Here is a 22551-nt window from a genome sequence, read left to right as displayed (position 1 = left end):
CGCGCGACACGTATCACTCGACGAATCGGGGACTCCCGATTGTCACGTTGCGATAACGGTGGGTACGGTGGCGGGGTCCGGTCGGTCTCCCGGGCCCCATCCGGGGAGACCGATCGTCGCCTGGCTGGTCACCCTCGTCGGTGCGCCGGCACGACCCGGACGGGCCGCGGACCACGCGGCCACACATCCGCCGCAGCCCGCCGCACCGGGGGTCGCTGCTGCGCTCGCACACTCGGAGCACCCGCACCCATGCACCTCCGCACCACCGTGTCCGGCCGCGCCGCCGACCGCCCCGCCCGGACTCCCGGCCGGCACCGCCGCCCGCCGGCGCCCCGTCTGCGCCCCAAGCTCTACCTGGGTGTCGCGGCGGCCGGCGCCCTGCTGGTGAACGTCGTGATCGGCGCCGGTCCGGACGCCGAGGCCGAGGCCACCGCGGCCGACCCGGTCAGCGTGGCCGCCCAGCTCGACATGACCTCCCAGGGGGTCCCGGCCGATGCGACGCCGGACCTGGAGCCGCTGGAGCAGCTGGCGGCCAGCCGCAGCGCCCGCGAGTCCGCCCAGACGGCGGCGCAGCAGGAGCAGGCCGCCGCCGTCCAGGCCGAGGCCGAGCGGCAGCAGGCCGAGGCGGAGGCCGCCGCGCGCGCCGCCGCCGAGGTGTCCGCGGCCGCGGAGGTGAAGGCCCGGGCCGAGGCGGAGGCCGAGGAGGCGGCCGAGGAGCAGGGGGCTGCGCCCGCGCCGTCGAGCGCCGCGGCCCCGACCGTCGCGGCGGGGAACGCGGTCGCGCGCATCACCAACAGCACGGGCAGGGTCAAGCCGCAGGTCCAGGCGGCCGCGGACGCCGTCGTCTCCGGCGTGGCCGGCGCGGGCGGCATCACCCTCGGCGGCACGCGCGCCAGCGCGGCCGACCCGGAAGGCCACCCGTCCGGGCTGGCGCTGGACTACATGGTCCTCAGCAACGAGACCATGGGTGACGCGATCGTCGCCTACCACGTCGCCCACTGGGACGAGCTCGGCGTCGACTACCTGATCTACCAGCAGCGGATGCTCAGCTCGCCGGGCGCCGCCTGGAAGGCGATGGCCAACCGGGGCAGCGCGACGGCGAACCACATGGACCACGTCCACGTGAACTACCTGGGCTGAGCCCCGCGGGCGGCGGTCAGGGCCGCGGGTTGGTCCGCGTCCAGCCGCGCTCGTCCCGGCGGGCACCCATGCCGGCCCGGCAGCGCCGGCACACCACCTGCACCTCGTCGGCGTGCCGGCCCGACTCCGGCTGGGCGTCGGCCCAGCTGACGTGCGGGAAGCGGGTCAGCCGCGACCTGCTCAGCGACAGCCCGCAGACCGTCTCGTTGCGCCCCGGCTCCCAGGCGTGGATCTCACCGGCGGGCCGGCGGATGCCGTCGGGGTCGGTCCACGTGTCGGCGGCCGCGACCGCGGCGTTGCGTGCTCCCATGCGCCCACCGGTACCCCCGTGCGGGGGTGCGCACCTCCCGCCGTCGCACGCCGGCGCCGGGGGAGGGGATGCCGGGCTGCCGGAGCGCGCTCAGCGCCCGATTCCCCCGATCTCGGCGTCGAGCAGGCCCCGGACCCGGGCGACCACCGCGTCCGGCCGGTGCAGGTCAGCCACCGTCACGTGCAGGACCGTCACCCGGCCGCCACCAGCGCGTTGAGCCGTCGCCGATCGCGGCCCAGCTGCCCCGGCTCGCCGTGCCAGGCCCCGTCGTACTCGACGGCCAGCCGCACCGCCGGGTAGGCCAGGTCGACTCGGGCGATGAACACACCGTCGGCCCGGCGCACCGACCACTGCGGAACGGGCGGGAGGCCGGCCATCGTGAGCAGGACCCGCAGCCGGGACTCCGGTGGCGATTCCGCGCGACCGTCGGCCAGCGCCACCGCGCGGCGGGCGACCGGCAGCCGCGTCCGGTCGGCAGCCCGGCCGCGCCGGCCCGCAGCGCTGCCTCCTCGACCACCGCCCGCGCCAGCAGCTGGTCCAGGGCTCCCGGACGCCCAGCAGATGAGCAGCCGTCCGACCGGAGAAGACCGCGGAGCGGGGGCACGAGGAGCGCAGCCCCGTCGATGCGCAGCCGGTGCCCGTCGGGCAGGTCCGCATCGGCGTACACGTCGCGGAACAACCGTCGCCACCGGTGACCGCGCAGCTCGTCCGATGTGACCAGGTCGGCCGCGACGGCGGTGCTCCCGCGGAACACCCGGCCGGCGAGGGCAGTCGGGCGAGGGCGCGGCGGCACCCGGTGACCCTGCCGCACGCGCGCGCTCCCGCGCGTTCGCCGTCCACAGCCCAGCGAGATCGGGGGAACCGGGCGGGCTGAGCACCGTCAGCGCCCGGGATCCCCGTTCTCGACGCGCATGGAGGGGCGCCGGGCGAACGGTGGCGCGTGCTCGGGCCGCAGGCCGACGCCGATCAGGAACGCGGGGACGATCGAGACCTGGGGGAGCCGGCGCAGCAGCGCGAGCACCGGCCCCGGTGGCCCCATCCGCCGTCCCTCGACGATGGGTGCCACCAGGCCGCGGTGCATCACCCGTTGCAGGGCCTGGACGAGGACCGTCGGCAGGATGCGGCGGCGGCGGACGGCGGCCAGCTCCTCCGGGCGCACCGCGCCGCGCCGCAGCGGTGCCGCCAGCAGGGTCGCCGCGGCCACGGCGTCCTGGACGGCGAGGTTGATGCCGACCCCGCCGACCGGGGACATCGCGTGGGCCGCGTCGCCGATGCACAGCAGCCCGTCCACGTGCCAGTGGTCGAGCCGGTTGACCCGCACGTCGAGGTGCTTGACGTCGTCCATCGTCGCCAGCGCGTCGATCCGGTCCCGGAGGTCGGGCATCAGCTCCGCGACGTCCTGCCGGAACCGCTCGATGCCCCGGGCCCGGATCTCCGGGTCGGCTCCCTTGCGGCCGACGTAGGCCAGCTGCAGGAACGTGTCGCGGGGGATCACCAGCGCGAACCGGCCCTTCGCCGCCCGCGGGGTCAGCGAGGTGGGGCGGTCGTCCGGGGTGCGGGGGAGCCGGAACCACCAGACGTCGATCGGGACGGGGAACTCCTTGGGCCGCAGCCCGGCGAGCCGGCGGGCGATCGACCAGCGGCCGTCGCAGGCGATCGTCAGCTCCGCGCGGATCTCGCCGGTCCCGCCGTCCTCCGTGCGGTAGCGCACGCCCCGGACGTGGTCCCCCTCGCGGATCAGGTCGGTGACCTCGGTCTGCATCCGCAGGGTGAAGGACGCCTCCTCCCGCCCCGCCTCGGCGAGCAGGTTGAGCAGGTCCCACTGCGGCACCATCGCGATGTAGGGGTACCGGACGCGCAGCCGGCGGAAGTCGGCGACGGTCACGTTCCGGTCGCCCCCGACCGGGAAGACGACCTGCTCGAGCTTGCTGTAGGGCAGCTTCGAGAACTCGTCGGCGAGGCCGAGCTCGTCGAGCAGCTGGAGCGTCGAGGGGTGCACGGTGTCGCCGCGGAAGTCGCGCAGGAAGTCGGCGTGCTTCTCCAGCACGGTCACCTCGACGCCTGCGCGGGCGAGCAGCAACCCCGCCACCATCCCGGCGGGTCCGCCGCCGACGACCACGCAGGTGCTGTGCTCGCTCATGGCGGGTCTCCCGTCCGGCCGTCCGCTGCCGCTGGGTCCGGTTCGGGCCCCCGCCCCCGGCCGGGTGAAGTCTCCACCGCCGGCGAGCGGCTGACCATGCCTTCCGCCCCCGTGCCGAGGCGGGCCTCCAGGACGTCCCAGGGCAGCACCACCTGGACCGTCGTACCCCGGCCGAGCAGCCGGCCGCCGGCGTCCACGGCGGAGCACTCGCACGTCAGCCGGGTGCCCTGCAGCTGGGCGCACCGGGCCGTCACCCGGATCGTGTCGCCCACCCAGCTCGGTGCCAGGTGCTCCACGGACACCGCCCGTCCGATGCCGGCCTCGCCGTCCTCGAGGTGGCGGAGGAGCAGCTTGCGCCCGGCCTCCTCGAAGTGCTTGGCCATCGAGTAGGTCGCGTACACCGGGTGCACCGGGCCGAGCTCGTCGAACCGGACGGTCATCTCCGCCGTCACCACGACGTCCAGGTCCGCCGCGGCGCCGATCGGGACGGGCTTCACGCGGTCACCTCGCAGCTCTCCGCCGGGACCGCGGTCGTCGCCCCGGGCCGGTGCACGACCGACGACCGTAGTGCCCCGCCGCCCGACGAGCACGGTGTGCACGACTCGCCCGGGACAGGCCACGATCAGGCCATGGACGTCGACGCGCGACTGCGAGAGCTCGGGATCGAGCTGCCGGAACCGATGGCGCCGGGGGGCAACTACGTCCCGGCCATGGCGGCCGGCGACCTGGTGTTCCTGTCCGGGATGGGGCCGGTCGGGCCCGACGGCAGCCTGGTGACCGGCAAGGTGGGGGACGGCGGGCTCGACCTGGACACCGCGCGGGAGGCCGCGCGGCTCACCGGGCTGCAGCTGCTGGCCGCGCTGCGGGCCGAGCTGGGCGACCTCGGCCGGGTCCAGCAGGTGGTGAAGCTGTTCGGGATGGTGAACTGCCGACCGGGGTTCAACCGCACACCCGCCGTCATCGACGGGTGCTCCGACCTGCTCGCCGAGGTGCTCGGGGACGCCGGCCGGGGCGCCCGGTCCGCTGTCGGCATGGCCGAGCTGCCCTTCGACATCTCCGTCGAGATCGAGGCCGTGGTGCGGGTGGTGTCGTGACGCCCGACCACACCGCCGGCTCCGACCAGCGGGGCGACCACGTGCTGCTGGAGGAGATGACCTACGAGGAGATCCGGACGGCGCTCGCCGAGGGGCGGCGCGACGTCATCGTCCCGTGCGGAGCGGTGGAGCAGCACGGCCCCCACCTGCCGCTCGACGTGGACGCCGTCCACGCCGAGCGGCTCGGCCGGGAGGTCGCCGAGCGACTCGGGACGGCGCTGGTGGCCCCGACCATCCGGGTCGGTGTCTCGCCGCACCACATGGCCTTCCCCGGGACGATCAGCCTCCGGCCGGAGACCTTCGAGGCGGTCTACTCCGACTACTGCCGGAGCCTCGCCGCGCACGGCTTCCGCACCATCCTGTGCTTCTCCGGGCACGGCGGGAACTTCGCGCCGCTGGCGGACATGGAGCAGCGGCTGAACGACCTGGTGGGGCCGGACTGCCGGGTGATCGTCTTCGCCGACCTGCAAGGCCTGGTCGCGGTGTGGCGGTCGGCCGTCGAGCACGCGGGTGTGGACCCCGACCACGTCGGCGGGCACGCGGACGTCGCCGAGTCCTCGGTCTACTCGTTCATCCGTCCCGGCGAGGTGCGGACCGAGCAGGTCGTCCGGGGCTACGTCGGGCCGGTGAACGACGAGATGCTGCAACGCCTCTTCAACGACGGGATGACCGCGCTGTCGGACAACGGCGTGCTGGGTGATGCCCACGGGTTCTCCAGCGCCATCGGCGAGGTGTGCGTGCAGCGGGTGGCGGACATGATCGCCGACCACTTCACCAAGCGGATGAGCGACGCCGCCGGGCCCTGAACTGGCGGGCTCGGGTGCCGGGGGTCTCCGGTGCCCGAGCCGCCGCCGGGCGCCGGCCCCGGCGTCAGCGGCGTGACAGCGCCCTGCCAGCGCCGCCCGCCAGGATGGACGCCGTCAGCGGCAGCCAGGAGGCGCGACCATGATCACCACACCGTCCGACGTCGGCGAGCTGGGCACGATCCTGGGCGTCTGGGCCCATCCCGACGACGAGGCGTACCTGTCCGCCGCCCTCATGGCCGCGGCCCGCGACCACGGGTCCCGGGTCGTGTGCGTCACCGCGACGCGTGGCGAGCACGGCACCCCGGACCCGGAGACCTGGCCGCCGGAGCGGCTGGCCGAGGAGCGGACCCGGGAGCTGGCGCGCTGCCTGGCGGTGCTCGGGGTGACCGAGCACCACTGGCTCCCGTACCGGGACGGCACCTGCGCGTCGGTGCCACCCGCGGAGGCGGTCGCGCGGCTGTGCGCGGTGATCGAGGAGGTCGCGCCGGACACGGTGCTGACCTTCGGCCCGGACGGCATCACCGGTCATCCCGACCACCAGGCGGTCTCGGCGTGGACGGCGGCCGCCTTCGACCGGGTGGCCCCCGCCGGCGCGCGGCTGCTGCAGGCCGCCTTCCCCGAGCAGCGGGTGGCCCGGTGGCGCGATCTCGACTCGGACCTCGGGGTGTACCTGCCCGGCTACCCGGTCGTCGTCCCCGCCGAGCGGCTGGTCGTCGACCTCGAACTGCCGCCCGACCTGGCGGCGCGCAAGGTCCGGGCGCTGGCCGCCCAGGAGACCCAGACTGCCGGGCTGATCGCGGCGCTCGGGCTGGACCGCTACACGGCCTGGGTCGGCGAGGAGGGGTTCGTCGAGCGTCCGCGGCAGCCGGTGGCCGCTGAGCAGCAGCGGGTCGCCCGCTCCATGACCGGCTGAGCCGCCGCAGCCGGACGGCGACGCGCGGTCGGGCCATTCCCAACCGGCAGCGCCCGGAGAATCCTGGTCCGATGGCGGACATCACGGCACAGAAGGGCAAGACCATCCCGCTGGCGGCCTTCGCCGCGGGCGCCGTCGTGGCGGTGCTCGTCGGGGTGTTCGGGCGGCTGCACGACCCGACCCTCGACGGCACGACGACGCTCGGCTACCCGACCGTCCTGGCCATGAAGACCGTGGTCTCGACGGGGATCGGGGTGCTCGCCGTCGTCCAGCTCCTGGGAGCGCTCTGGATGTACGGCAAGCTCGGGGTCAAGGCGCCGTCCTGGGTGGGCACGGCGCACCGGACCACCGGGGTCATCGCCGTCCTGCTGTCGGTGTTCGTCGCGTACCACTGCCTGTGGTCGTTGGGCCTGGAGGTCGGGACGCTGCCGGACGGCACGCCGGTCTCCACGCGCTCGTTCGTGCACGGCCTGCTCGGCTGCGCCGTCGTCGGCGCGCTGGTCGTGAAGGTGACCGCGGTCCGGTCGCGGCGCGCTCCCGGATGGTTCTTACCGGTTGCCGGTGGACTGCTCTTCACCCTGCTCGTCCTGGCCGTGCTGACCTCGTCCGCCTGGTACATCGGCACCAAGGGCTGGCCGAGCCCGGCCGGGTAGCGGAGTGGGCGAGGCAGGTCCCCTTCGCCGCACGACAGAGCCCCACGGTCACTGACCGTGGGGCTCTGTGGGCGTCGGTGTCGGAGGAGACGGGCCGGCCGCACACCAGCGCATCCGACAGGTGCGGTGGGCCGGTACGTCGCGCCCGCCTCGAGCGCTGGTCGTCCGGTGGACGAGTCAGATCAGCGTCGACCCGGTCGTGGGGGTCTCCGTGACGACGATGCAGGCGACGGTCGAGATCCGCGGCCAGGACAGGAGGGTCGGGTGGATCTGGCCGAACGAGTAGGCCGGGTCCACGAGCACCTCTGGACGGAGCAGCGCCTGGGTCTCGCCCGCGCAGTCCTCGGGTGCCCTCGTGTCGACGACGTCGGTGTAGTCCTGTCCCGCGTACCCGAGCTTCGTGATGACCTGGGCGGTGTGCGGGTCCGTGCACGGCACCGCCTCGACGGAGCTGATGGGGGCCTCGGAGCCGTCGGCGGGAAGAGCCGCCGCGTTGTAGCAGTCGCCGGGCTGCAGGTCGAGCGGCGACAGCGCCGTCGGCTCGGGGACCTCGATCCCCTGTTCGCGTGGCGGTGCTGGAGCCGCGCTGCCATCGCTGAGGGCGTACCCGGTGATCACGATCGCCAGCACGGCCAGCAGCGACAGGAGGAGACGTCGTCGCCCCCGTCGCGGAGGCGGCGCTTGCGAGCCGGCCGGTGGAGGGGGCGGAACTCCCGGACCTGTCGCGTACGACCCGGCCCACGCCTGCGGGGAAGTGTAGGAAGCCGAGGGCCCGAGGCGGTCGGGAGGCGGCCGGTGCAGTGCCGTGCCGCTGGTCCTCCCGGCCGGAGGGGCAACTGCGGGGTCGACCCCCCGTCCCAGCCGGGTCATCGGGGTCCTGTTCGTGTCGGTCATCGCCGGTCTCCTTCATCGATGGGGTGACATGAGCTGCGCCCGACTGCTGGCGACCACAGAGGGGGGCAGGCTGACGGAGGACGTCGGTGCTGCGGATGTGCCGGCCCCAGACGTCGACGCGGCCCCCGAGGCTTCGGCCGGCGGGAGCACGCGACCGGGCACGCCCGACCGGGAACCGGCGGGGGCGGGGGGCACGTGCTCGACGGCGGCACGGGTCGTCCGCGTCAGGCGGGGATCGGCAGCTCGTCCACCTCGGCGAAGGCGTCCGCGTGCCGGTGGCTGAGCTCGATCAGGCCCAGTTCCTGCTCCACGTGCTCGAAGCGGTGCAGGTCCTCGAGGTCCATGCCCTGGAGCTCCCGCTCGGTCCGGCCGTGCTCGCGGATCAGGTGGTCACGGAGCCAGCCGTTCCGCGCGGCCGCCTCGCGCTCCGAGCGCGAACCGCGTGACGCCGGAACTGCCCTCAACCTCGGCGAGTGACGCAACATGGGACGACCTCCTGGTCTGGCTGCCCCCGCCGGACGACCCTGCGGTGGCCTGCCTCAACAGTCGGGCACCGCCGACCCCGTCAGTAGCCACCCTGGGTGGCGGCAGCCCCCACCTGCGGGTCGACCCTCCACACCTGCGGGGCCCGGTCACGACCGGGTGAGGTTGCGGGCGACCGCCTCCCGGGCCAGCTGCAGGACGGCGCCGCGACCGGGCGCCGGCCCCGGCAGCGGCACCCGCGGCCGCCGGTCGTCCGCCGGGGCGTCCGGCGCCGCGTCGGCCGCGGCGTCGAGCTGGGCTGCCGTCTCCCCGTCGCCCAGCCCGCGCAGCAGGTCGGCGAGGTTGCGCAGCGTCGCCCACAGGTGCGTCCAGTCGCCGGTCCGGGCGAAGTAGTCGATCACCTCGCGATAGCCGCTCAACGCCTCGCGCGTGCGGCCGCTCCGCGCGCGCTCCGCGAGCAGCCCCACCGTCGCCACGCCCTCCAGGAAGGTGCCGCCCGACGCCCGGGCCAGCTCGATCGCGCGTACGTACGCCGACTCGGCGGACTCACTGCGGCCGGCGAGGCTGTCAATCTCCCCGCGGACGTACGTCGCCCATGACCGCATCGAGGGTGACCTCGCCCGGTCGAGCCCCCGCTCGTTGAGCGCCCGCGCTCCGTCCAGGTCGCCGGCGTAGGCCATGGCCAGCGCGGCCACCCCGAGGTTCTCGCGGGGCCGGGCCGTGAGCCGGGACGCGGCGAGCGCGTGGGCAGTGGCGTCGGCGTGTGCGCCCCGCGCCAGGTCGACGACCGACAGCACCATCAGGCACACCCAGGCCCCCCGGTCGTCGGTGACGAGGTCCAATCCCGTTCGAACCAGCCGCTCGGCGACGGCGCGGTCGCCGCGGTGGTAGGCGGCCTCGCCGGCGGTGCCGAGGACGACGGCCGCCCGGGGGTGGGAGAGGAGCTCCGGCTCCCCGGCGAGCTCCTCGGCCCATCCCCGGAGCTCGACCATGTCCCGGTAGGCGATGGCGTCGAACAGCCCGCCGATGATCGCCGTGGTGGCGTCCAGGCGACCGCGCTCGCGGGCCAGCCGCCAGGCCGTGCGCAGGTTGGCCAGCTCCCGCCGCAGGACCCGGTCGGCCGCCGGCTCACGGTCCGTGTCGATCGTGGCGTCGATCCACCCGGCGAGGTCGACGGCCCACCGGATCAGGCGGTCGACGGCGTCGGCCTCCTCACCGGCCGCGGCCAGCCGGTCCATGCCGAACGCCCGCAGCGTCTCCAGCATCCGGTACCGGGTGCCGGCGCTGAGGTCGGCGTCGAGCATCGACGCGTCGACCAGGTGGGCCAGCAGCCGCCCCGGGTCGCCGTCGACCCCCAGATCGGCGGCGAGGCGTTCCGCGGTGTCCAGGTCGACGCCGTCGGTGAAGACCGACAGCTGGCGGAACAACCTCTGCTCGTCCTCGGCGAGCAGGTCGTAGGACCATGCCACGGTCGCGCGGAGCGTGCGGTGCCGGGCGTCCCCGCTCGGCCCGGACCCGCCGCCGAGCAGGTCCAGCGAGCGGTCCAGCCGGTCGCGCAGGTCGCCGGGGGAGAAGCTGGACAGCCGCCCGGCGGCGAGCTCGATGGCCAGCGGCATCCCGTCCAGCCGGTGCACGATCTCGGCGACCGTGGGCAGCTCGGCCGGCGCGATCGGCGGACCGGGACGCACCCGCCGGGCACGGTCGAGGAACAGCGTCACCGAGGCCGCCCGCAGCGGGTCCTGGCCGGGGCGGGGCACCGGCAGCGGCGCGAGCCGGAAGGTGTGCTCGGCCGCCAGCCCGAGCCGCTCCCGGCTGGTGGCCAGCACGGACACCCGGGGGCAGGCGGCCAGCACGTCCGCGACCGTGTCCCGGACCGGGTCGAGCAGGTGCTCGCAGTTGTCGACCACCAGCAGGCAGGGACGGTCACCGAGGACGGCGAGGCACGCCGCCAGGACGTCGCCCTGGACCACCCGCAGGTCGAGGGCCGCCGCCAGGGCGTGCGGCACGGCGGCGGGGTCGGTGACCGGTCCGAGCAGCAGCACCGTCGCCGGCCCACTCGCCCGCGCCACTTCAAGGGCGACCCGGGTCTTGCCCACCCCGCCCGGCCCGACGACGGTGACCAGCCGCTCGGACGTGAGCACCCGGTGGAGGGCCGCCACCTGCGTCTCCCGGCCGATCAACGCCGTCGCCGGCCGCGCGGGCGACCCGGACCGGACCGGTGCCGCCCCCAGCGCCCCGCCGGCGATCTCCCGCTCGAGCTCGTCCAGTGCCGGCGACGGGTCGAGGCCGACCTCGTCGGTGAGCCGGCGGCGGTACTCCCGCCCGGCCCGCAGCGCGTCCGGCGCCTGCCCGGCCGCCGCCAGCGCCCGCATCAGCAGCAGGACGGCGGGCTCGCGCAGTGGGTCCTCGGCCTGGGCGGCCGCGGCCAGGCCGAGGACGTCGGCCGCCTGCCCCGCCGCGATCGCGGTCGCGACCAGGGCATCGGTGACCTCGCGGTGCAGCTGCCCGCACTCCTCGACCGCCGCGGCGATCGGCGCGACGTGCACCAGGTCCGCGAGCACGGGCCCCCGCCACAGCCCGTGCGCCTGCCGCAGCAGTTCCATCGCAGCAGCCGGATCGGCCGGCGCGCGCGTGCGCGCCGCAGCCAGCAGCGACCGCGCCTGCGCCAGGTCCAGGTCCTCGCCGTCGACCGCGAGCCGGTAGCCGTCGGCGCCGGTCTCCAGCCGGGCGGCCGCCGGGCCGAGGTGCCCCCGCAGCCGGGACACGTGGCTGTGCAGCGCCTGCCGGCCCGAGTCCGGCACCTCCGACGGCCACAGCGCGTCGACGAGGGAGTCGACGGTCACCATCCGGCCTTCCGCCAGGGCCAGCAGCCCGAGGACCGCCCGCCGCTTGGTGCCGGGCACGTCCACGGGTGTCCCGGACACGGTCAGCCGCAACGACCCGAGCACCTCGATGCGCAGCGGGGACACCTGCCTCGCGGCCATCCTCCACCTCCCGGGGGAGAGCATCCCGCGCTGCCGTCCGGGCCGGGAGCCCGTCGGCAGCGCGGAGACAGCGGGTGCGAGAGCCGTGACAGCGCCGACCCGCACCGTTCCGCACGTCCCGGCAGCGGCCGGGACACGACGACCAAGGAGATCGACATGGACCACGGCAAGGTCGCGGAGTTCCTCGGACAGTTCGTCGCGGACGCGGGAGCGGTCGGCTCGGCCGGCGCGGTCGTGATCGGCCACCGGCTGGGCCTGTACCAGGCCCTCGCCGAGGGCCCGGCGACGCCCGAGGAGTTCGCCGAGCGGACCGGCTGCGTTCCGCGCTACCTCACCGAGTGGCTGCGCAACCAGGCGGCCGGGGGCTACGTCAGCTACGACCCGGCCACGGGGGCCTTCTCCCTCACCGAGGAGCAGGCTTTCTGCCTGGCCGACCCGAACGGGCCGAACCTGCCGGCCGCGTTCCTCATCGGGGTGGGCTACCTGAAGGCCGAGTCGAAGCTCACCGAGGCGTTCCGGACCGGGGACGGCGTCGCCTGGCACGAGCACGACGACGACGTGTTCGTCGGGTGCGACGCCTTCTACCGTCCCGGCTACGTGGCCGAGCTGGTGCCCTCCTGGATCCCGGCGCTCGACGGCGTGGAGGAGAAGCTGACCGCGGGGGCTCGGGTCGCCGACGTCGGTGCCGGCCTCGCCACGACCTCGCTGCTCATGGCCCAGGCGTTCCCGCGGAGCACCGTCGTCGCGTCGGACTACCACGCCGAGTCGATCGGGCTGGCCCGCAAGCAGGCCGCGGAGGCGGGAGTGGCCGACCGGGTCGACTTCGAGGTCGCCACGGCGCAGACCTTCAGCGGCCGGGACTACGACCTGGTGACGATGTTCGACTGCCTGCACGACATGGGCGACCCGCTGGGTGCCGCCCACCACGTGCGGGAGGCGCTGGCCCCCGACGGCACCTGGCTGCTCGTCGAGCCCTACGCCGCGGACCGGGTGGAGGACACCCTCAACCCCGTGGGCCGCCTCTACTACGCCGGCTCGCTGTTCCTGTGCACGCCCAACGCCCTCTCCCAGGAGGGTGGCTACGCGCTGGGCGCCCAGGCCGGGGAGGGCCCGGTCCGCCGGCTGGCCGAGGAGGCCGGGTTCACGCGGTTCCAGCGGGTGGCGCAGACCCCGTTCAACGTGGTCTACGAGATCCGCCCGTGACCAGCGGCGGCGGCCGGCTCCGGCCGGCCGCCGCCTTCCACCGCCCCTCGAGCCCCGCCGGCCGGGTGGAAGGACGCCGGAAGACGCCGTTCCTAACTTCTCCGTCGAGGGGCCGCCCCGGCCCCCGACGACACGGAGGAGCACGACATGACCACCACGACCACCCCGCGCGAGGCCCGCAACGGCGTCGACGTCCCGACCCTGTTCGCGACGCTGGACGCGGTCAAGGAGACCCCGGAGATCGCCGCCTTCCAGTTCCGCGCCCGCAACCGGTGGGTGAGCGGCACGCACAGCATCAGCACCATCCGCGGCTTCTCCGGCGCGCTGCAGGAGGACACCAGCCGCACCAAGGACTTCGTCTACGACGCCGACCACCCGGTGGTGCTCGTCGGCACCGGCCACGGACCCACCCCGGTCGAGTTCCTGCTGCACGCCATCGCCGCCTGCCTCACCGCCGGCGTCGCGAACATCGCCGCGGCCCGCGGGATCACGCTGCACGAGGTCACCTCCACCGTCGAGGGCGACATCGACCTGCGCGGGGTCCTCGGCCTGTCCGGTGAGGTCCGCAACGGCTACTCCGCGATCCGCGTGCACCTCGACGTGGCCGGCGACGCCAGCGACGAGCAGCTGCGGGCGGTCGTCGAGCAGTCCCGCCGTCGGTCGGCCGTCTACGACGTCCTCACCAACGGCGTCCCGGTCCACGTCGACGTGGCCACCACCTGACCTCCGGACACCGATCGGCCGGTCGCGGCCGAGGAAGGACCACCGCCATGAACGCCGTCGACACCGTCGTCGTCGGAGCCGGCCACGCCGGCCTGGCGATCAGCGCACACCTGACCGCCGGCGGCCGTGACCACGTCGTCCTCGACCGCGGCCGCACCGCCGAGCGCTGGCGGAGCGAGCGTTGGGACTCCCTGCGGCTCCTCACCCCCAACTGGATGGTCCGGCTGCCCGGCTACGACTACGGCGGCCCCGACCCGGAGGGCTACATGACCGCCGGTGAGCTCGCAGAGCTGCTCGACCGCTACTCGTTGGCCCTCGGACTGCCCGTCCTGGAGAACACGCCGGTGCAGTCCGTGGTCCGCGCCGACGACGGGTTCGTCGTCACCACCCCGGACGACACGTGGTGGGCGGCGAACGTGGTCGTCGCGACCGGCGCCTGCGACGTCCCCCTCGTGCCCCGCGCCGGCGCCGGGCTGGACCCGGCGATCACCCAGCTGACCTCCTCGACCTACCGCAACCCCGGCCGGCTGCCGGACGGCGGGGTCCTGGTCGTGGGCGCGTCGGCCTCCGGCCTGCAGATCGCCGACGAGCTGCGGCGGGCCGGACGCGAGGTCGTCCTGGCCGCCGGCAGCCACACCCGGCTGCCCCGCCGCTACCGCGGCATGGACGTCATGTGGTGGCTGGAGGCCCTCGGCTCGCTGGACCGCAGCGTGGACGACGTCGGCGACGTCGACCGGGCCCGGCGCGAGCCCTCGCTGCAGCTGGTGGGCCGGTCGGACCGCGCCCGCCTGGACCTCGGCACCGTCAGCGCCGCCGGCGTGCGGGTCACCGGCCGGCTCACCGGCGTGGACGGCGCGGTGGCGAGCTTCGACCGCGACCTGGCCGACGCCGTCCGCACCGCCGACGAGCGGCTGCGCCGCCTGCTGCAGCGGATCGACGAGTACGTGACCGCGCACGGGCTGGAGCGTGAGGTCGGTGAGCCGGACGCGCCGCCGGCGGTGGCGCTGCCCGAGGCGGTCGACCGGCTGGACCTGGCCGCGGCCGGGGTGCGCACCGTCATCTGGGCCACCGGCTACCGCCGCGACCACCGCTGGCTGCCGGCCGAGGCGCTGGACGCGCACGGCGAGCTCCGGCACCGGTACGGCATGACCCCCGTCCCGGGCCTGTTCACCGTCGGCCAGCGCTTCCAGACCCGCCGGAACAGCACCTTCATCGGCGGCTCGCGGCACGACGCGGCCCTGGTCGCCGCGCACCTCGACGTCGTCCGTCCGGGTCGTTCCCGGACCGAGGTCGCGCTGCGGGGCCGGTCGTGACCGCCGGGTACGACGTCGTGGTGGTCGGCGGGCGCGTCGCGGGCGCGGCGACGGCCCTCCACCTGGTCCGCCGCGGCGTCCGGGTGCTCGTCCTGGACCGCGGCTCCGCCGGCAGCGACACGCTGTCCACCCACGCGCTGATGCGCACCGGCGTCGTCCAGCTGCACCGGTGGGGGCTGCTGGACCGGCTGGTCGCCGCGGGCGTCCCACCGGTACGCAGCACCGTCTTCCACCACGTGAGCGGGGACACGCACATCTCGCTGCGGCCGGCGGCCGGCGTGGACGCGCTGTACGCCCCCCGCCGGACGACGCTGGACGCCCTGCTCGTGGACGCCGCGGTCGAGGCCGGTGCCGAGGTGCGGCACGGTGTGCGGGTCACCGGCCTGCTGCGCGGCGCGGGTGGCCGGGTGGTGGGGGTGCACGCGGAGGACCGGGCCGGATCGGCCTTCGAGGTCCCGGCTCGGATCACCGTGGGCGCCGACGGGGTCCGCTCGACGGTGGCCCAGGAGGTCGCCGCCCCGACCGACCGGCAGGGCAGCGCCGCCTCGGGCGTGCTCTACACCTACCTCGCCGACCTCCCCGCCGAGGGCTACGAGTGGTTCTACGGCCACCGGGCGTCCGCCGGCTTCATCCCCACGGAGGACGGGCTGACCTGTGTCTTCGCCGCCACCGGAGCTCCCCGGTTCCGCGGCCTGCCCGGCAGCGGCGCCGACCGCTTCGCCCAGCTGATGGCCGAGGCGTCCCCGGCGGCCGCCGTGCGGGTCGCGGCCGGGCGGCAGGTCGAGGGCCTGCGCGGTTTCGGCGGCGTCCCCGGCCGGCTGCGGCGCGCCGGCGGCCCGGGCTGGGCGCTGGTCGGCGATGCCGGCTACTTCAAGGACCCGCTGAGCACGCACGGCATGAGCGACGCCCTGCGCGACGCCGAGCTGCTCGCCCGGGCCCTGACCGACGCGCTCGGCGGGGCGGTGCCGGAGGCGACGGCGCTGGCCGCGTTCCAGCAGCAGCGCGACCGGCTGTCGGCGGCCCTGTTCGAGGTCACCGAGCAGGTCGCCGGGCACACCGTGGGGGAGGACCGGCTGCGCCACCTGCTGCGGGAGCTCAGCGCCGCCATGGTCGACGAGATCGAGGCGCTGCTCGCGCTCGACCACCGTCCGGCGGCGGTCGCCTGACCCCGCTGCGGAGGGTCAGGTTGGGTTCCGGACGTCGAGTCCGCAGTCGACCGGAAGGAAGGTGGACGACGGCCCGGCGTGCAGCCGGAAGTGGCCCGGCTCGTCGGCCCAGCGGTGCGCCGATGGATCCCAGTACTGCAGGGCCCGGGCGGGCACGGCGACCGTCGCGGCCACCTCCGCGCCCGGCGCGGCGTCCACGGCCGCCCAGCCGACCAGCCACCGCTCCGGCCGCTCGACGGCGCCGTCGGGCCCGCTCGCGTAGACCCGCACGACCTCGCGGCCGGGCCGGGCGCCGGTGTTGCGCACCCGCACGGTGACCACCGCGTCGTCCCCGGGCCCGGCGACCTCGGCGGACACGTACTCCCAGGTGGTGTAGCCGAGGCCGTGGCCGAACCGGTACCGGGCCCGCTGCCCCTCCGCGTCGTACCAGCGGTAGCCGACGAACAGGCCCTCGTCGTAGGACAGCCGGCCGTCGACCGGGCGGGGCGAGGGGAGCCCCTCCTCGTCGGCCGGCCAGGTGACCGGCGTCCGCCCGCCCGGCTCGGTGACCCCCAGCAGCACGTCGGACAGCGCGTTGCCGAACTCCTGCCCGGGGAACCAGACCAGCAGCACCGCCGGGACGTCGTCCGCCCACGGCAGCAGGACCGGTGCACCGGCGTTGACCACCACGACGGTCCGCGGATTGGCCGCCACCACCCGGCGGACGAGCTCGTCCTGCCGGCCGGGCAGCGCGAGCGAGTTCCGGTCGAAGCCCTCGCTCTCCACCTCCTCGGTGGTGCCGACGACGACCACGGCCACGTCGGCCGTCCGGGCCAGCGCCACCGCCTCCACCAGCTCGGCGTCGTCGTCGGCCTCGAGCTCGGCGTTGACCTGGAACGAGAGCAGCGGTGCCGGCGCGTCGCCGAGGGTGCCGGCCGCCGCCGGCTCGTGCCGGACGACCAGATCGACCTCCTCGCCGGCCGCCAGCAGCACCGGCGCCGTCTCCTGTGGCGGGCGCGCGATGCCCTCCACGACGTCGGCTCCCCGCGGCAGGGTGAGGCGGGTGTCGAGGCGGACCTCCCCGCCGACGGTGACGCGGAACCGGCCCACGCCGGAGGCGCCGACCTGGTGGGTACCGTCCCGGTCGGCCCGCAGCCGGGTGCGCACCTCGACGGCGGCCACCCGCTCAATCGGGATGCCGTCGCCGACGGTGGTCATCCAGGTGAACGCGGCGGCGGCGCGCTCCTCGGTGCCGAGCACGGTCCCGTCCGCGGCCAGGTACCGGACCTGCACGCCCTGGCCGCCGTCGCCGCGGCGGAGCAGCTCGCGCGGGACGACGGGGACGCGGGAACTGCTGCGGCCACCGCGGGCGTGCTCCACGGCGACGTCCGGCGCGAGGGCGTCGCGCAGCCCGGCGAGCGGGGAGACGGTGTACGGCGGGAACACGGTGGCGCTGCCGCCGCCGAGGGTGCGGGCGACGACGGCGTTGGGCCCGAGGACGGCGACCCGGCGCAGCGCTGCCCGGTCCAGCGGGAGCAGGGGCACGTCGCCGCCCCCGGTCGGTTCGTTGCGGGCCAGCACGAACCCGGCCGCCGCCGTGGCGCGCAGCTCCGCGGCGACCTCGTCGGCGGGCCACGCGCGGGCCTCCGCCGTCCCCGGCCGGCCCTCGAGGGCGCCGACCCGGGCGGCCAGCCGCAGCACGCGCAGCACCTTGTCGTCGACCGCGGTCTCCGGGACCTCCCCGGCGCGCACGGCGGCGACCAGCGCCTCGCCCCAGGGACCGGTCGGGCCGGGCATGACCAGGTCGAGCAGCCCGTCCCCGGCGGCGGCGAGGGACCGCGCGGCGAACCAGTCGGACACGACCACGCCGTCGAAGCCCCACTCCTGCTTGAGGACGTCGCGCACCAGCGGGTGCTCGGTCATGGTCGTGCCGTTCACGCCGTTGTAGGCGGCCATCACCGCCCAGACCCGCCCGTCGCGCACGATGGCCTCGAACGGCGCCAGGTACAGCTCGCGGAGCACCCGCTCGTCGACGCGGACGTCCGCGGTGAACCGGTCGGTCTCCTGGTCGTTGGCGACCAGGTGCTTGACGGTGGCGCCCACGCCGTGGTCCTGCAGGCCGCGCACGTAGGCGACCCCGATCCGGCCGGTGAGCAGCGGGTCCTCGCTGAGGCACTCGAAGTGCCGGCCGCCGTACGGGGTGCGGTGCAGGTTCACCGTGGGGGCGAGCAGGACGTCGACGCCCTTGCGCCGGCACTCCGCGGCCAGCAGCCCGCCGAGCCGCTCGATGCGCGCCTCGTCCCAGGTGGCGGCCAGTGCGGTGGGGGAGGGGACGTTGGCGGAGGTGTCCCGCTCGTCCCAGGTCTCCCCGCGCACACCCGCCGGCCCGTCCGAGACCACCAGGCGGCGCAGCCCGGCGGCCGGCTCGGGGTGCAGCGACCAGGAGTCCGCGCCGGTCAGCAGCCGCACCTTCTGCTCCAGGCTCAGCCCGCCCACCCGGGCCGGCAGGTCCTCGTCGGTGTGCACCGTCATCACCGCACCACGGTGTGGTCCTGCCCCGCCCGGAGCACCAGTACCGCACGCCGTCCTGCTGCAGTGCACGCGCTGCTGTGCGTGCAGAGCGGCTGGCGGGCGTGCGGAGCGGCGGTCACACCGCGACGGCGGTGACGAAGGTGCAGATGCCCTCGCCGTCGTCGGCGCGGGTGCGCAGCCCGAGGATCCGCAGCAGGGCCAACTCGATCCGGTGGACCCGGAGACGAAGGCCGGAGTAGTCCATCGTGCCGCCGGAACGGACCTCGATCTGGCCGAACCCGGCCTGGCGGACGTGCTCGGTCAGCATCCAGTCCGGGAGCATCGTGATGTGCCCGGGCTGGTAGTAGTGCGTGGGGCCGAAGAACACCGGCGCACCGCGCAGCACCGTCTTCAGCAGCGAGTGCGGGTGCGTGACGTTCGGGGTGCTGACCACCAGGCGGTCGCCGGGCCGGAGCATCGCCCGGATCGACCGCAGCACCTGCCGCGGGTTCTCCACGTGCTCCAGCGTCTCGACGCACACGACCATGTCGAACGGGCCACGGGTGTCGTCGGTCCACTCGGGGTTGTCCAGGTCCAGCCGGTGGATCCAGTCGTGCGGCGGCTCGAGGTCGGTGGGGACGACGTCGAAGCCGGCCTCCTGCAGCCGCACGGCGAGTGCGCCGCAGCCGGCGCCGACCTCAAGCACCCGCCCGCCCTGCGGGAGCGCGGCCCGCACCAGGGTGACCGCGTACTCGTGCACGCCGGGCGCGGCATGGACGGAGTGCCCCTTGTAGAACCGGGTGCTCGCCGTCCGCTGGATGGTCTGCCGCTCCTGTTGCGTCACCCGCGCAGGCTCTCACGGACGGCACCCCGACGGGGAGGCGGAGCAGCGGTGCGCGACGTGGCGCGATGCGCACTCGGTGCCCATTGACGAGCGGGGCGGCGGGGAGGACAACGAGTTCCGCCACACATCGCCGGGAGGGGGAGTCATGACCCAGCCGCTCGAGCACCTGACGTTCGACGAGCCGGACGAGGTCCGGGAAGGGGACAACTGGCGACTCGAACTGATCAACCTGGCCGGGGGCGCGCAGGTCGGGCGGATCACCGTCCAGCCCGGTTGGCGGTGGTCCGAGGACGTCAAGCCCGTGGCCGGGACCGAGCTGTGCCAGGCGCCGCACCAGCAGTACCAGGTCTCCGGCCGGCTGCACGTGACCATGGCCGACGGGACCGAGCTCGACGTGGGGCCGGGTGAGGTGACCTCGTTGCCGCCGGGCCACGACGCGTGGGTCGTCGGCGACGAACCGGTCGTGTCCATCGACTGGCACGGTGCCTCCGTGTGGGCCTCCCGCACGTAGCCCGGTCCGCTTCCTCCGTGGCCGGCGGTGCAGCGGGCCCCGGGTGGCCGTCAGTGGACGGCGTCCTGCAGCTCCGCCTGCAGGCTGCTCATCAGCGCCGCGCGCTCGGCCTTGGCCTGGGCCAGCTCCGTCTCGATGTCCCAGACGACATCGCAGAGCACGTCGAGGTACTCGCGCTTCTCCCGCAGGTCCAGGTGCGCGAACGAGGTGTAGCGGTCGGTCTGCTGGTCCCTCATGGTCGGTCCTCGGTCGTGGAGTGGCGGACGTCGGTGCGTCCGGTGTCCTCTGGAGGGCCCTGAGGTTGCCAGGCAGGTACGACAGTTCTGGCGACGTCCGGGGGATCCCGCGAGTACCGGGGGCGGCCGCCGGGTAGAGCACCGCGGGGCCCCACTCGCGGGTGTCAGCGCGAGCATCTCCGGCGCTCTTCCGGGCCTCTGCGGGAGTCGAACCGGCGGCCCCGTGCCAGTGGCGCCTGGAGGCTCCCCGTGACGACCGATCTCTTCCGTCTGCTCTGCACCGAGCTGGGCTACGACCCCGCCTCGGTGCTGGTCATCCGGGTCCGCCCGGACGGAGCCGCGGTCACCTACACCGAGCCCTCGGGCATGCCCCGCAGCAGGTCCCACCGGCTCGGCCGCGACCTGGGCCGGGCCGCGTGAGCGGTCAGGTCCCGCAGAAGGTCCGGTAGGCGGCGGATCCCGCCGGGGCCGGCAGGGCGTGGCGCTCGAGGCCGGGCCGCTCGTCGTACGGCGCGGTCACCGCCTCCAGCAGCCGGCCGAGCGGCGCGAGGTCCCCCTCGGTCGCCGCGGTGAGGGCCTCCTCGACGAGGTGGTTGCGGGGGACGTAGACCGGGTTGGCCCGGTCCATCGCGTCGGCGTCCGGGCCGAGGGCGCGCCAGCGCGCCAGCCAGCCGTCGATCGCCGCGAGGTCGAGGACCAGACGGCGCGTGGGCTCGGCGTCCCCGCGGGCGGCGCCGGCCAGCGAGCGGAAGAACGACGTGAGGTCGACGTGACCGGCCTCGAGCAGGGCGAGCAGCTCGTCGACCAGCGGCCGGACGACGGCCTCGTCGAGGGGCCCGGGCAGGCCGAGCTTGCGCCGCATGCCGGCCGACCAGGCCGCCTCGTACTGCGGCCGGAACGCGCCGAGGGCCTCCACCGCGAGGGCGATCGCCTGCTCCTCGTCGTCGGAGAAGAGCGGGAGGAGGGCCTCCGCCAGCCGGGCGAGGTCCCACTCGGCCGCCAGCGGCTGGTTGCCGTACCGGTAGCGCCCGCCGGAGTCGATCGAGCTGTAGACCGTGGCCGGGTCGTAGGCGTCCAGGAAGGCGCACGGCCCGTAGTCGATGGTCTCGCCCGAGATCGTCATGTTGTCGGTGTTCATGACCCCGTGGACGAAGCCGACGAGCATCCACCGGGCGACCAGGTCCGCCTGCGCGGTCACGACGGCCTCGAACAGGGCCAGGTGCGGGTGCTCGGCCTCCGCGGCGGCGGGGTGGTGCCGGCCGATCGCGTGGTCGGCGAGCCGTCGCAGGAGGTCGGCGTCGCCGGTGAGCCGGGCGAACTGGAAGCTGCCCACCCGCAGGTGGCTGCTCGCGACCCGGGCGAGCACGGCACCGGGCAGCAGGGTCTCCCGGCGCACGGCGCGTCCCGTGGCCACCACGGCGAGTGAGCGCGTCGTCGGGATGCCGAGGGCGTGCATCGCCTCGCTGACCACGTACTCGCGCAGCATCGGTCCGACCGCGGCCAGCCCGTCCCCACCGCGGGCGAACGGCGTGCGTCCGGAGCCCTTCAGGTGCAGGTCGCGGAGCCGGCCGGCGGCGTCGGTGACCTCGCCGAGCAGCAGCGCCCGCCCGTCCCCGAGCCGCGGGACGAAGCCACCGAACTGGTGCCCGGCGTAGGCCTGGGCCACCGGTGTGGCGCCCGGGGGCACGGCGGTGCCGACCAGCAGGCGCACCCCCTCGGCGCTGCGCAGCCGGTCGGGGGCGAACCCGAGCTCCGTGGCCAGCGGCTCGTTCAGCACGAGCAGCTGCGGATGGGGCGCCTCCTCGGCCTGCCACGGAACCGCCATCTCCGGCAGCTCGCGGGCGAAGCGGTCGCCGAGGAGGACGGTCGGTGCCGGTGCGAGGCTCACCTCTCGAGGGTACGGAGGTCACCGGGACCGGCCACCGGGAGGAAGAACTCCCCGGCCGGAGGTATCCCAGCAACCTCCGCGGCCTCTGTCCCATGACGCTGCCCTGCGCTGGACCCGAGAGGGGGGACCGTCGAGGTGAACGGCAGGGACGTTCCGGAGGCCCCCGGCCGGGCCTGCGGAACCTGCCTCGCTGGCAGCTGCGTTCCGAGAGGTGGGATATCGGCCCGCTGACGTGGGAGGGCGTGGGAGGGGTTGACGGTCGGTGACCGCACCGGGGTGGGACGATGACGAGCGTCTCCTCGACGAGCTGCACGCGGCGCTGCGTGCGGCGGGTCCTCCGACGCCGTCGATGGTCGCCGCAGGCCGGGCCGCCTTCTCCTGGGAGAGCATCGACGCCGAACTGGCCGCCCTGACGCACGACTCGCTCCGGGACGGGCTGCCCGGGGTGCGCGGGAACGCCGCACCGCCTCGCACCCTCGTCTTCTCCGGCGCGGAGGTGTCCGTCGAGCTCGGGCTGACCGGCACCGGGCTCGTCGGCCAACTGGTCCCGCCGACCTCCGGGGAGATCGGCCTCTGGAGCCCGGGTGGCGAGCTGGCCGCGGCGACCGCGGACGAGCTGGGGTGCTTCGACGTGCCGGTTCCCCGCAGCGGACTCGTCAGGCTCCGGTGCCGGACGTCGTCGGGGGAGCTGGTGACCGACTGGTTCCGCGTCTGACCGCGGACCTCGGCCACCGCACCGACGGCCGGGACCGCCTCGCCG

General features: G+C 75.4%; 23 protein-coding genes. 12 read left to right on the top strand and 11 right to left on the bottom strand.

Annotation, left to right across the window (positions count from 1 at the left end; all coding sequences use genetic code 11):
* Nucleotides 1-249 precede the first annotated feature (249 nt).
* Nucleotides 250-1140, top strand: coding sequence for a hypothetical protein (locus HK417_RS03180; protein WP_261325740.1), 891 nt, complete (start codon nucleotides 250-252; stop codon nucleotides 1138-1140).
* A 16-nt stretch (nucleotides 1141-1156) separates the two neighbouring features.
* Here HK417_RS03180 and HK417_RS03175 read toward each other — a convergent pair whose 3' ends face one another.
* From HK417_RS03175 to HK417_RS03160, 4 genes are all read right to left on the bottom strand, one after another.
* Nucleotides 1157-1450 (bottom strand): hypothetical protein, encoded by a 294-nt coding sequence (locus tag HK417_RS03175; RefSeq protein WP_222263217.1) that lies wholly within the window; start codon nucleotides 1448-1450, stop codon nucleotides 1157-1159.
* Nucleotides 1451-1641: 191 nt separating this feature from the next.
* Nucleotides 1642-1890, bottom strand: coding sequence for an endonuclease domain-containing protein (locus HK417_RS03170; protein WP_222263215.1), 249 nt, complete (start codon nucleotides 1888-1890; stop codon nucleotides 1642-1644).
* Between the two features lie 440 nt (nucleotides 1891-2330).
* Nucleotides 2331-3590: an FAD-dependent oxidoreductase gene (locus HK417_RS03165; protein ID WP_222263214.1), complete on the bottom strand. Its 1260-nt coding sequence runs from the start codon at nucleotides 3588-3590 to the stop codon at nucleotides 2331-2333.
* A complete protein-coding gene (locus tag HK417_RS03160; RefSeq protein ID WP_222263212.1) occupies nucleotides 3587-4087 on the bottom strand; it encodes a thioesterase family protein in 501 nt (166 codons plus the stop codon). The genes HK417_RS03165 and HK417_RS03160 overlap by 4 nt, the downstream gene beginning before the upstream one ends.
* Before the next feature lie 132 nt (nucleotides 4088-4219).
* On the opposite strand from HK417_RS03160, the gene HK417_RS03155 reads away from it, so the two are divergent.
* The 4 genes from HK417_RS03155 (at nucleotide 4220) to HK417_RS03140 (ending at nucleotide 7056) form a co-directional block, all read left to right on the top strand.
* A complete protein-coding gene (locus HK417_RS03155; protein WP_222263210.1) occupies nucleotides 4220-4684 on the top strand; it encodes a RidA family protein in 465 nt (154 codons plus the stop codon).
* A complete protein-coding gene (locus tag HK417_RS03150) occupies nucleotides 4681-5490 on the top strand; it encodes a creatininase family protein (protein WP_222263208.1) in 810 nt (269 codons plus the stop codon). The genes HK417_RS03155 and HK417_RS03150 overlap by 4 nt, the downstream gene beginning before the upstream one ends.
* A gap of 139 nt (nucleotides 5491-5629) precedes the next feature.
* Complete coding sequence (locus HK417_RS03145; RefSeq protein ID WP_222263206.1) at nucleotides 5630-6403, top strand: PIG-L deacetylase family protein; 774 nt, start codon at nucleotides 5630-5632, stop codon at nucleotides 6401-6403.
* A 71-nt stretch (nucleotides 6404-6474) separates the two neighbouring features.
* The gene (locus HK417_RS03140; protein WP_222263205.1) at nucleotides 6475-7056 is read left to right on the top strand and encodes a DUF6529 family protein; all 582 of its coding nucleotides are present in this window, start codon (nucleotides 6475-6477) and stop codon (nucleotides 7054-7056) included.
* Between the two features lie 177 nt (nucleotides 7057-7233).
* Here HK417_RS03140 and HK417_RS03135 read toward each other — a convergent pair whose 3' ends face one another.
* From HK417_RS03135 to HK417_RS03125, 3 genes are all read right to left on the bottom strand, one after another.
* Complete coding sequence (locus HK417_RS03135; RefSeq protein ID WP_222263203.1) at nucleotides 7234-7686, bottom strand: hypothetical protein; 453 nt, start codon at nucleotides 7684-7686, stop codon at nucleotides 7234-7236.
* A 488-nt stretch (nucleotides 7687-8174) separates the two neighbouring features.
* On the bottom strand, nucleotides 8175-8435 hold the full coding sequence (locus tag HK417_RS03130) for a hypothetical protein (protein WP_222263202.1): 261 nt from the start codon (nucleotides 8433-8435) through the stop codon (nucleotides 8175-8177).
* Between the two features lie 147 nt (nucleotides 8436-8582).
* Nucleotides 8583-11417, bottom strand: a complete 2835-nt coding sequence (locus HK417_RS03125) for a BTAD domain-containing putative transcriptional regulator (RefSeq protein ID WP_261325739.1) — start codon at nucleotides 11415-11417, stop codon at nucleotides 8583-8585.
* A gap of 156 nt (nucleotides 11418-11573) precedes the next feature.
* Here HK417_RS03125 and HK417_RS03120 point away from each other — a divergent pair, with 156 nt between their 5' ends.
* The 4 genes from HK417_RS03120 (at nucleotide 11574) to HK417_RS03105 (ending at nucleotide 15822) form a co-directional block, all read left to right on the top strand.
* Nucleotides 11574-12620 (top strand): class I SAM-dependent methyltransferase, encoded by a 1047-nt coding sequence (locus tag HK417_RS03120; RefSeq protein ID WP_261325738.1) that lies wholly within the window; start codon nucleotides 11574-11576, stop codon nucleotides 12618-12620.
* A 147-nt stretch (nucleotides 12621-12767) separates the two neighbouring features.
* A complete protein-coding gene (locus HK417_RS03115; RefSeq protein WP_222263197.1) occupies nucleotides 12768-13343 on the top strand; it encodes an OsmC family protein in 576 nt (191 codons plus the stop codon).
* Nucleotides 13344-13390: 47 nt separating this feature from the next.
* Entirely contained in the window at nucleotides 13391-14656 is a 1266-nt protein-coding gene (locus tag HK417_RS03110) for an NAD(P)-binding domain-containing protein (protein ID WP_222263195.1), read from the top strand.
* Complete coding sequence (locus HK417_RS03105) at nucleotides 14653-15822, top strand: NAD(P)/FAD-dependent oxidoreductase (RefSeq protein ID WP_222263193.1); 1170 nt, start codon at nucleotides 14653-14655, stop codon at nucleotides 15820-15822. The genes HK417_RS03110 and HK417_RS03105 overlap by 4 nt, the downstream gene beginning before the upstream one ends.
* Nucleotides 15823-15837: 15 nt before the next feature.
* Here the strand turns inward: HK417_RS03105 and HK417_RS03100 are convergent, their stop codons facing one another.
* The gene (locus HK417_RS03100) at nucleotides 15838-18333 is read right to left on the bottom strand and encodes a beta-glucosidase family protein (RefSeq protein WP_222263191.1); all 2496 of its coding nucleotides are present in this window, start codon (nucleotides 18331-18333) and stop codon (nucleotides 15838-15840) included.
* A 115-nt stretch (nucleotides 18334-18448) separates the two neighbouring features.
* Nucleotides 18449-19156 (bottom strand): class I SAM-dependent methyltransferase, encoded by a 708-nt coding sequence (locus HK417_RS03095; RefSeq protein ID WP_222263188.1) that lies wholly within the window; start codon nucleotides 19154-19156, stop codon nucleotides 18449-18451.
* A gap of 145 nt (nucleotides 19157-19301) precedes the next feature.
* On the opposite strand from HK417_RS03095, the gene HK417_RS03090 reads away from it, so the two are divergent.
* A complete protein-coding gene (locus tag HK417_RS03090) occupies nucleotides 19302-19667 on the top strand; it encodes a cupin domain-containing protein (protein ID WP_222263186.1) in 366 nt (121 codons plus the stop codon).
* Nucleotides 19668-19717: 50 nt separating this feature from the next.
* On the opposite strand, the gene HK417_RS03085 is transcribed toward HK417_RS03090, so the two are convergent.
* Nucleotides 19718-19903, bottom strand: coding sequence for a hypothetical protein (locus HK417_RS03085; protein ID WP_222263184.1), 186 nt, complete (start codon nucleotides 19901-19903; stop codon nucleotides 19718-19720).
* A gap of 249 nt (nucleotides 19904-20152) precedes the next feature.
* On the opposite strand from HK417_RS03085, the gene HK417_RS03080 reads away from it, so the two are divergent.
* Nucleotides 20153-20323, top strand: a complete 171-nt coding sequence (locus tag HK417_RS03080) for a hypothetical protein (RefSeq protein WP_222263181.1) — start codon at nucleotides 20153-20155, stop codon at nucleotides 20321-20323.
* A gap of 4 nt (nucleotides 20324-20327) precedes the next feature.
* Here the strand turns inward: HK417_RS03080 and HK417_RS03075 are convergent, their stop codons facing one another.
* Nucleotides 20328-21791, bottom strand: a complete 1464-nt coding sequence (locus HK417_RS03075; protein ID WP_222263179.1) for a protein adenylyltransferase SelO — start codon at nucleotides 21789-21791, stop codon at nucleotides 20328-20330.
* Between the two features lie 262 nt (nucleotides 21792-22053).
* On the opposite strand from HK417_RS03075, the gene HK417_RS03070 reads away from it, so the two are divergent.
* On the top strand, nucleotides 22054-22506 hold the full coding sequence (locus HK417_RS03070; RefSeq protein ID WP_222263178.1) for a hypothetical protein: 453 nt from the start codon (nucleotides 22054-22056) through the stop codon (nucleotides 22504-22506).
* Nucleotides 22507-22551 lie beyond the last annotated feature (45 nt).

It is taken from the genome of Modestobacter marinus, from assembly GCF_019799945.1.
Classification (GTDB): domain Bacteria; phylum Actinomycetota; class Actinomycetes; order Mycobacteriales; family Geodermatophilaceae; genus Modestobacter; species Modestobacter marinus_B.
This window is presented reverse-complemented; position numbering and strand designations above follow the sequence as displayed.

Bases quoted from the DNA above. Each gene is read 5' to 3' on its own strand.
- HK417_RS03180 (WP_261325740.1), top strand. From the start codon at position 250: ATGCACCTCCGCACCACCGTGTCCGGCCGCGCCGCCGACCGCCCCGCC.
- HK417_RS03175 (WP_222263217.1), bottom strand. From the start codon at position 1,450: ATGGGAGCACGCAACGCCGCGGTCGCGGCCGCCGACACGTGGACCGAC.
- HK417_RS03165 (WP_222263214.1), bottom strand. From the start codon at position 3,590: ATGAGCGAGCACAGCACCTGCGTGGTCGTCGGCGGCGGACCCGCCGGG.
- HK417_RS03155 (WP_222263210.1), top strand. From the start codon at position 4,220: ATGGACGTCGACGCGCGACTGCGAGAGCTCGGGATCGAGCTGCCGGAA.
- HK417_RS03145 (WP_222263206.1), top strand. From the start codon at position 5,630: ATGATCACCACACCGTCCGACGTCGGCGAGCTGGGCACGATCCTGGGC.
- HK417_RS03140 (WP_222263205.1), top strand. From the start codon at position 6,475: ATGGCGGACATCACGGCACAGAAGGGCAAGACCATCCCGCTGGCGGCC.
- HK417_RS03130 (WP_222263202.1), bottom strand. From the start codon at position 8,435: ATGTTGCGTCACTCGCCGAGGTTGAGGGCAGTTCCGGCGTCACGCGGT.
- HK417_RS03125 (WP_261325739.1), bottom strand. From the start codon at position 11,417: ATGGCCGCGAGGCAGGTGTCCCCGCTGCGCATCGAGGTGCTCGGGTCG.
- HK417_RS03120 (WP_261325738.1), top strand. From the start codon at position 11,574: ATGGACCACGGCAAGGTCGCGGAGTTCCTCGGACAGTTCGTCGCGGAC.
- HK417_RS03115 (WP_222263197.1), top strand. From the start codon at position 12,768: ATGACCACCACGACCACCCCGCGCGAGGCCCGCAACGGCGTCGACGTC.
- HK417_RS03110 (WP_222263195.1), top strand. From the start codon at position 13,391: ATGAACGCCGTCGACACCGTCGTCGTCGGAGCCGGCCACGCCGGCCTG.
- HK417_RS03100 (WP_222263191.1), bottom strand. From the start codon at position 18,333: ATGACGGTGCACACCGACGAGGACCTGCCGGCCCGGGTGGGCGGGCTG.
- HK417_RS03090 (WP_222263186.1), top strand. From the start codon at position 19,302: ATGACCCAGCCGCTCGAGCACCTGACGTTCGACGAGCCGGACGAGGTC.
- HK417_RS03085 (WP_222263184.1), bottom strand. From the start codon at position 19,903: ATGAGGGACCAGCAGACCGACCGCTACACCTCGTTCGCGCACCTGGAC.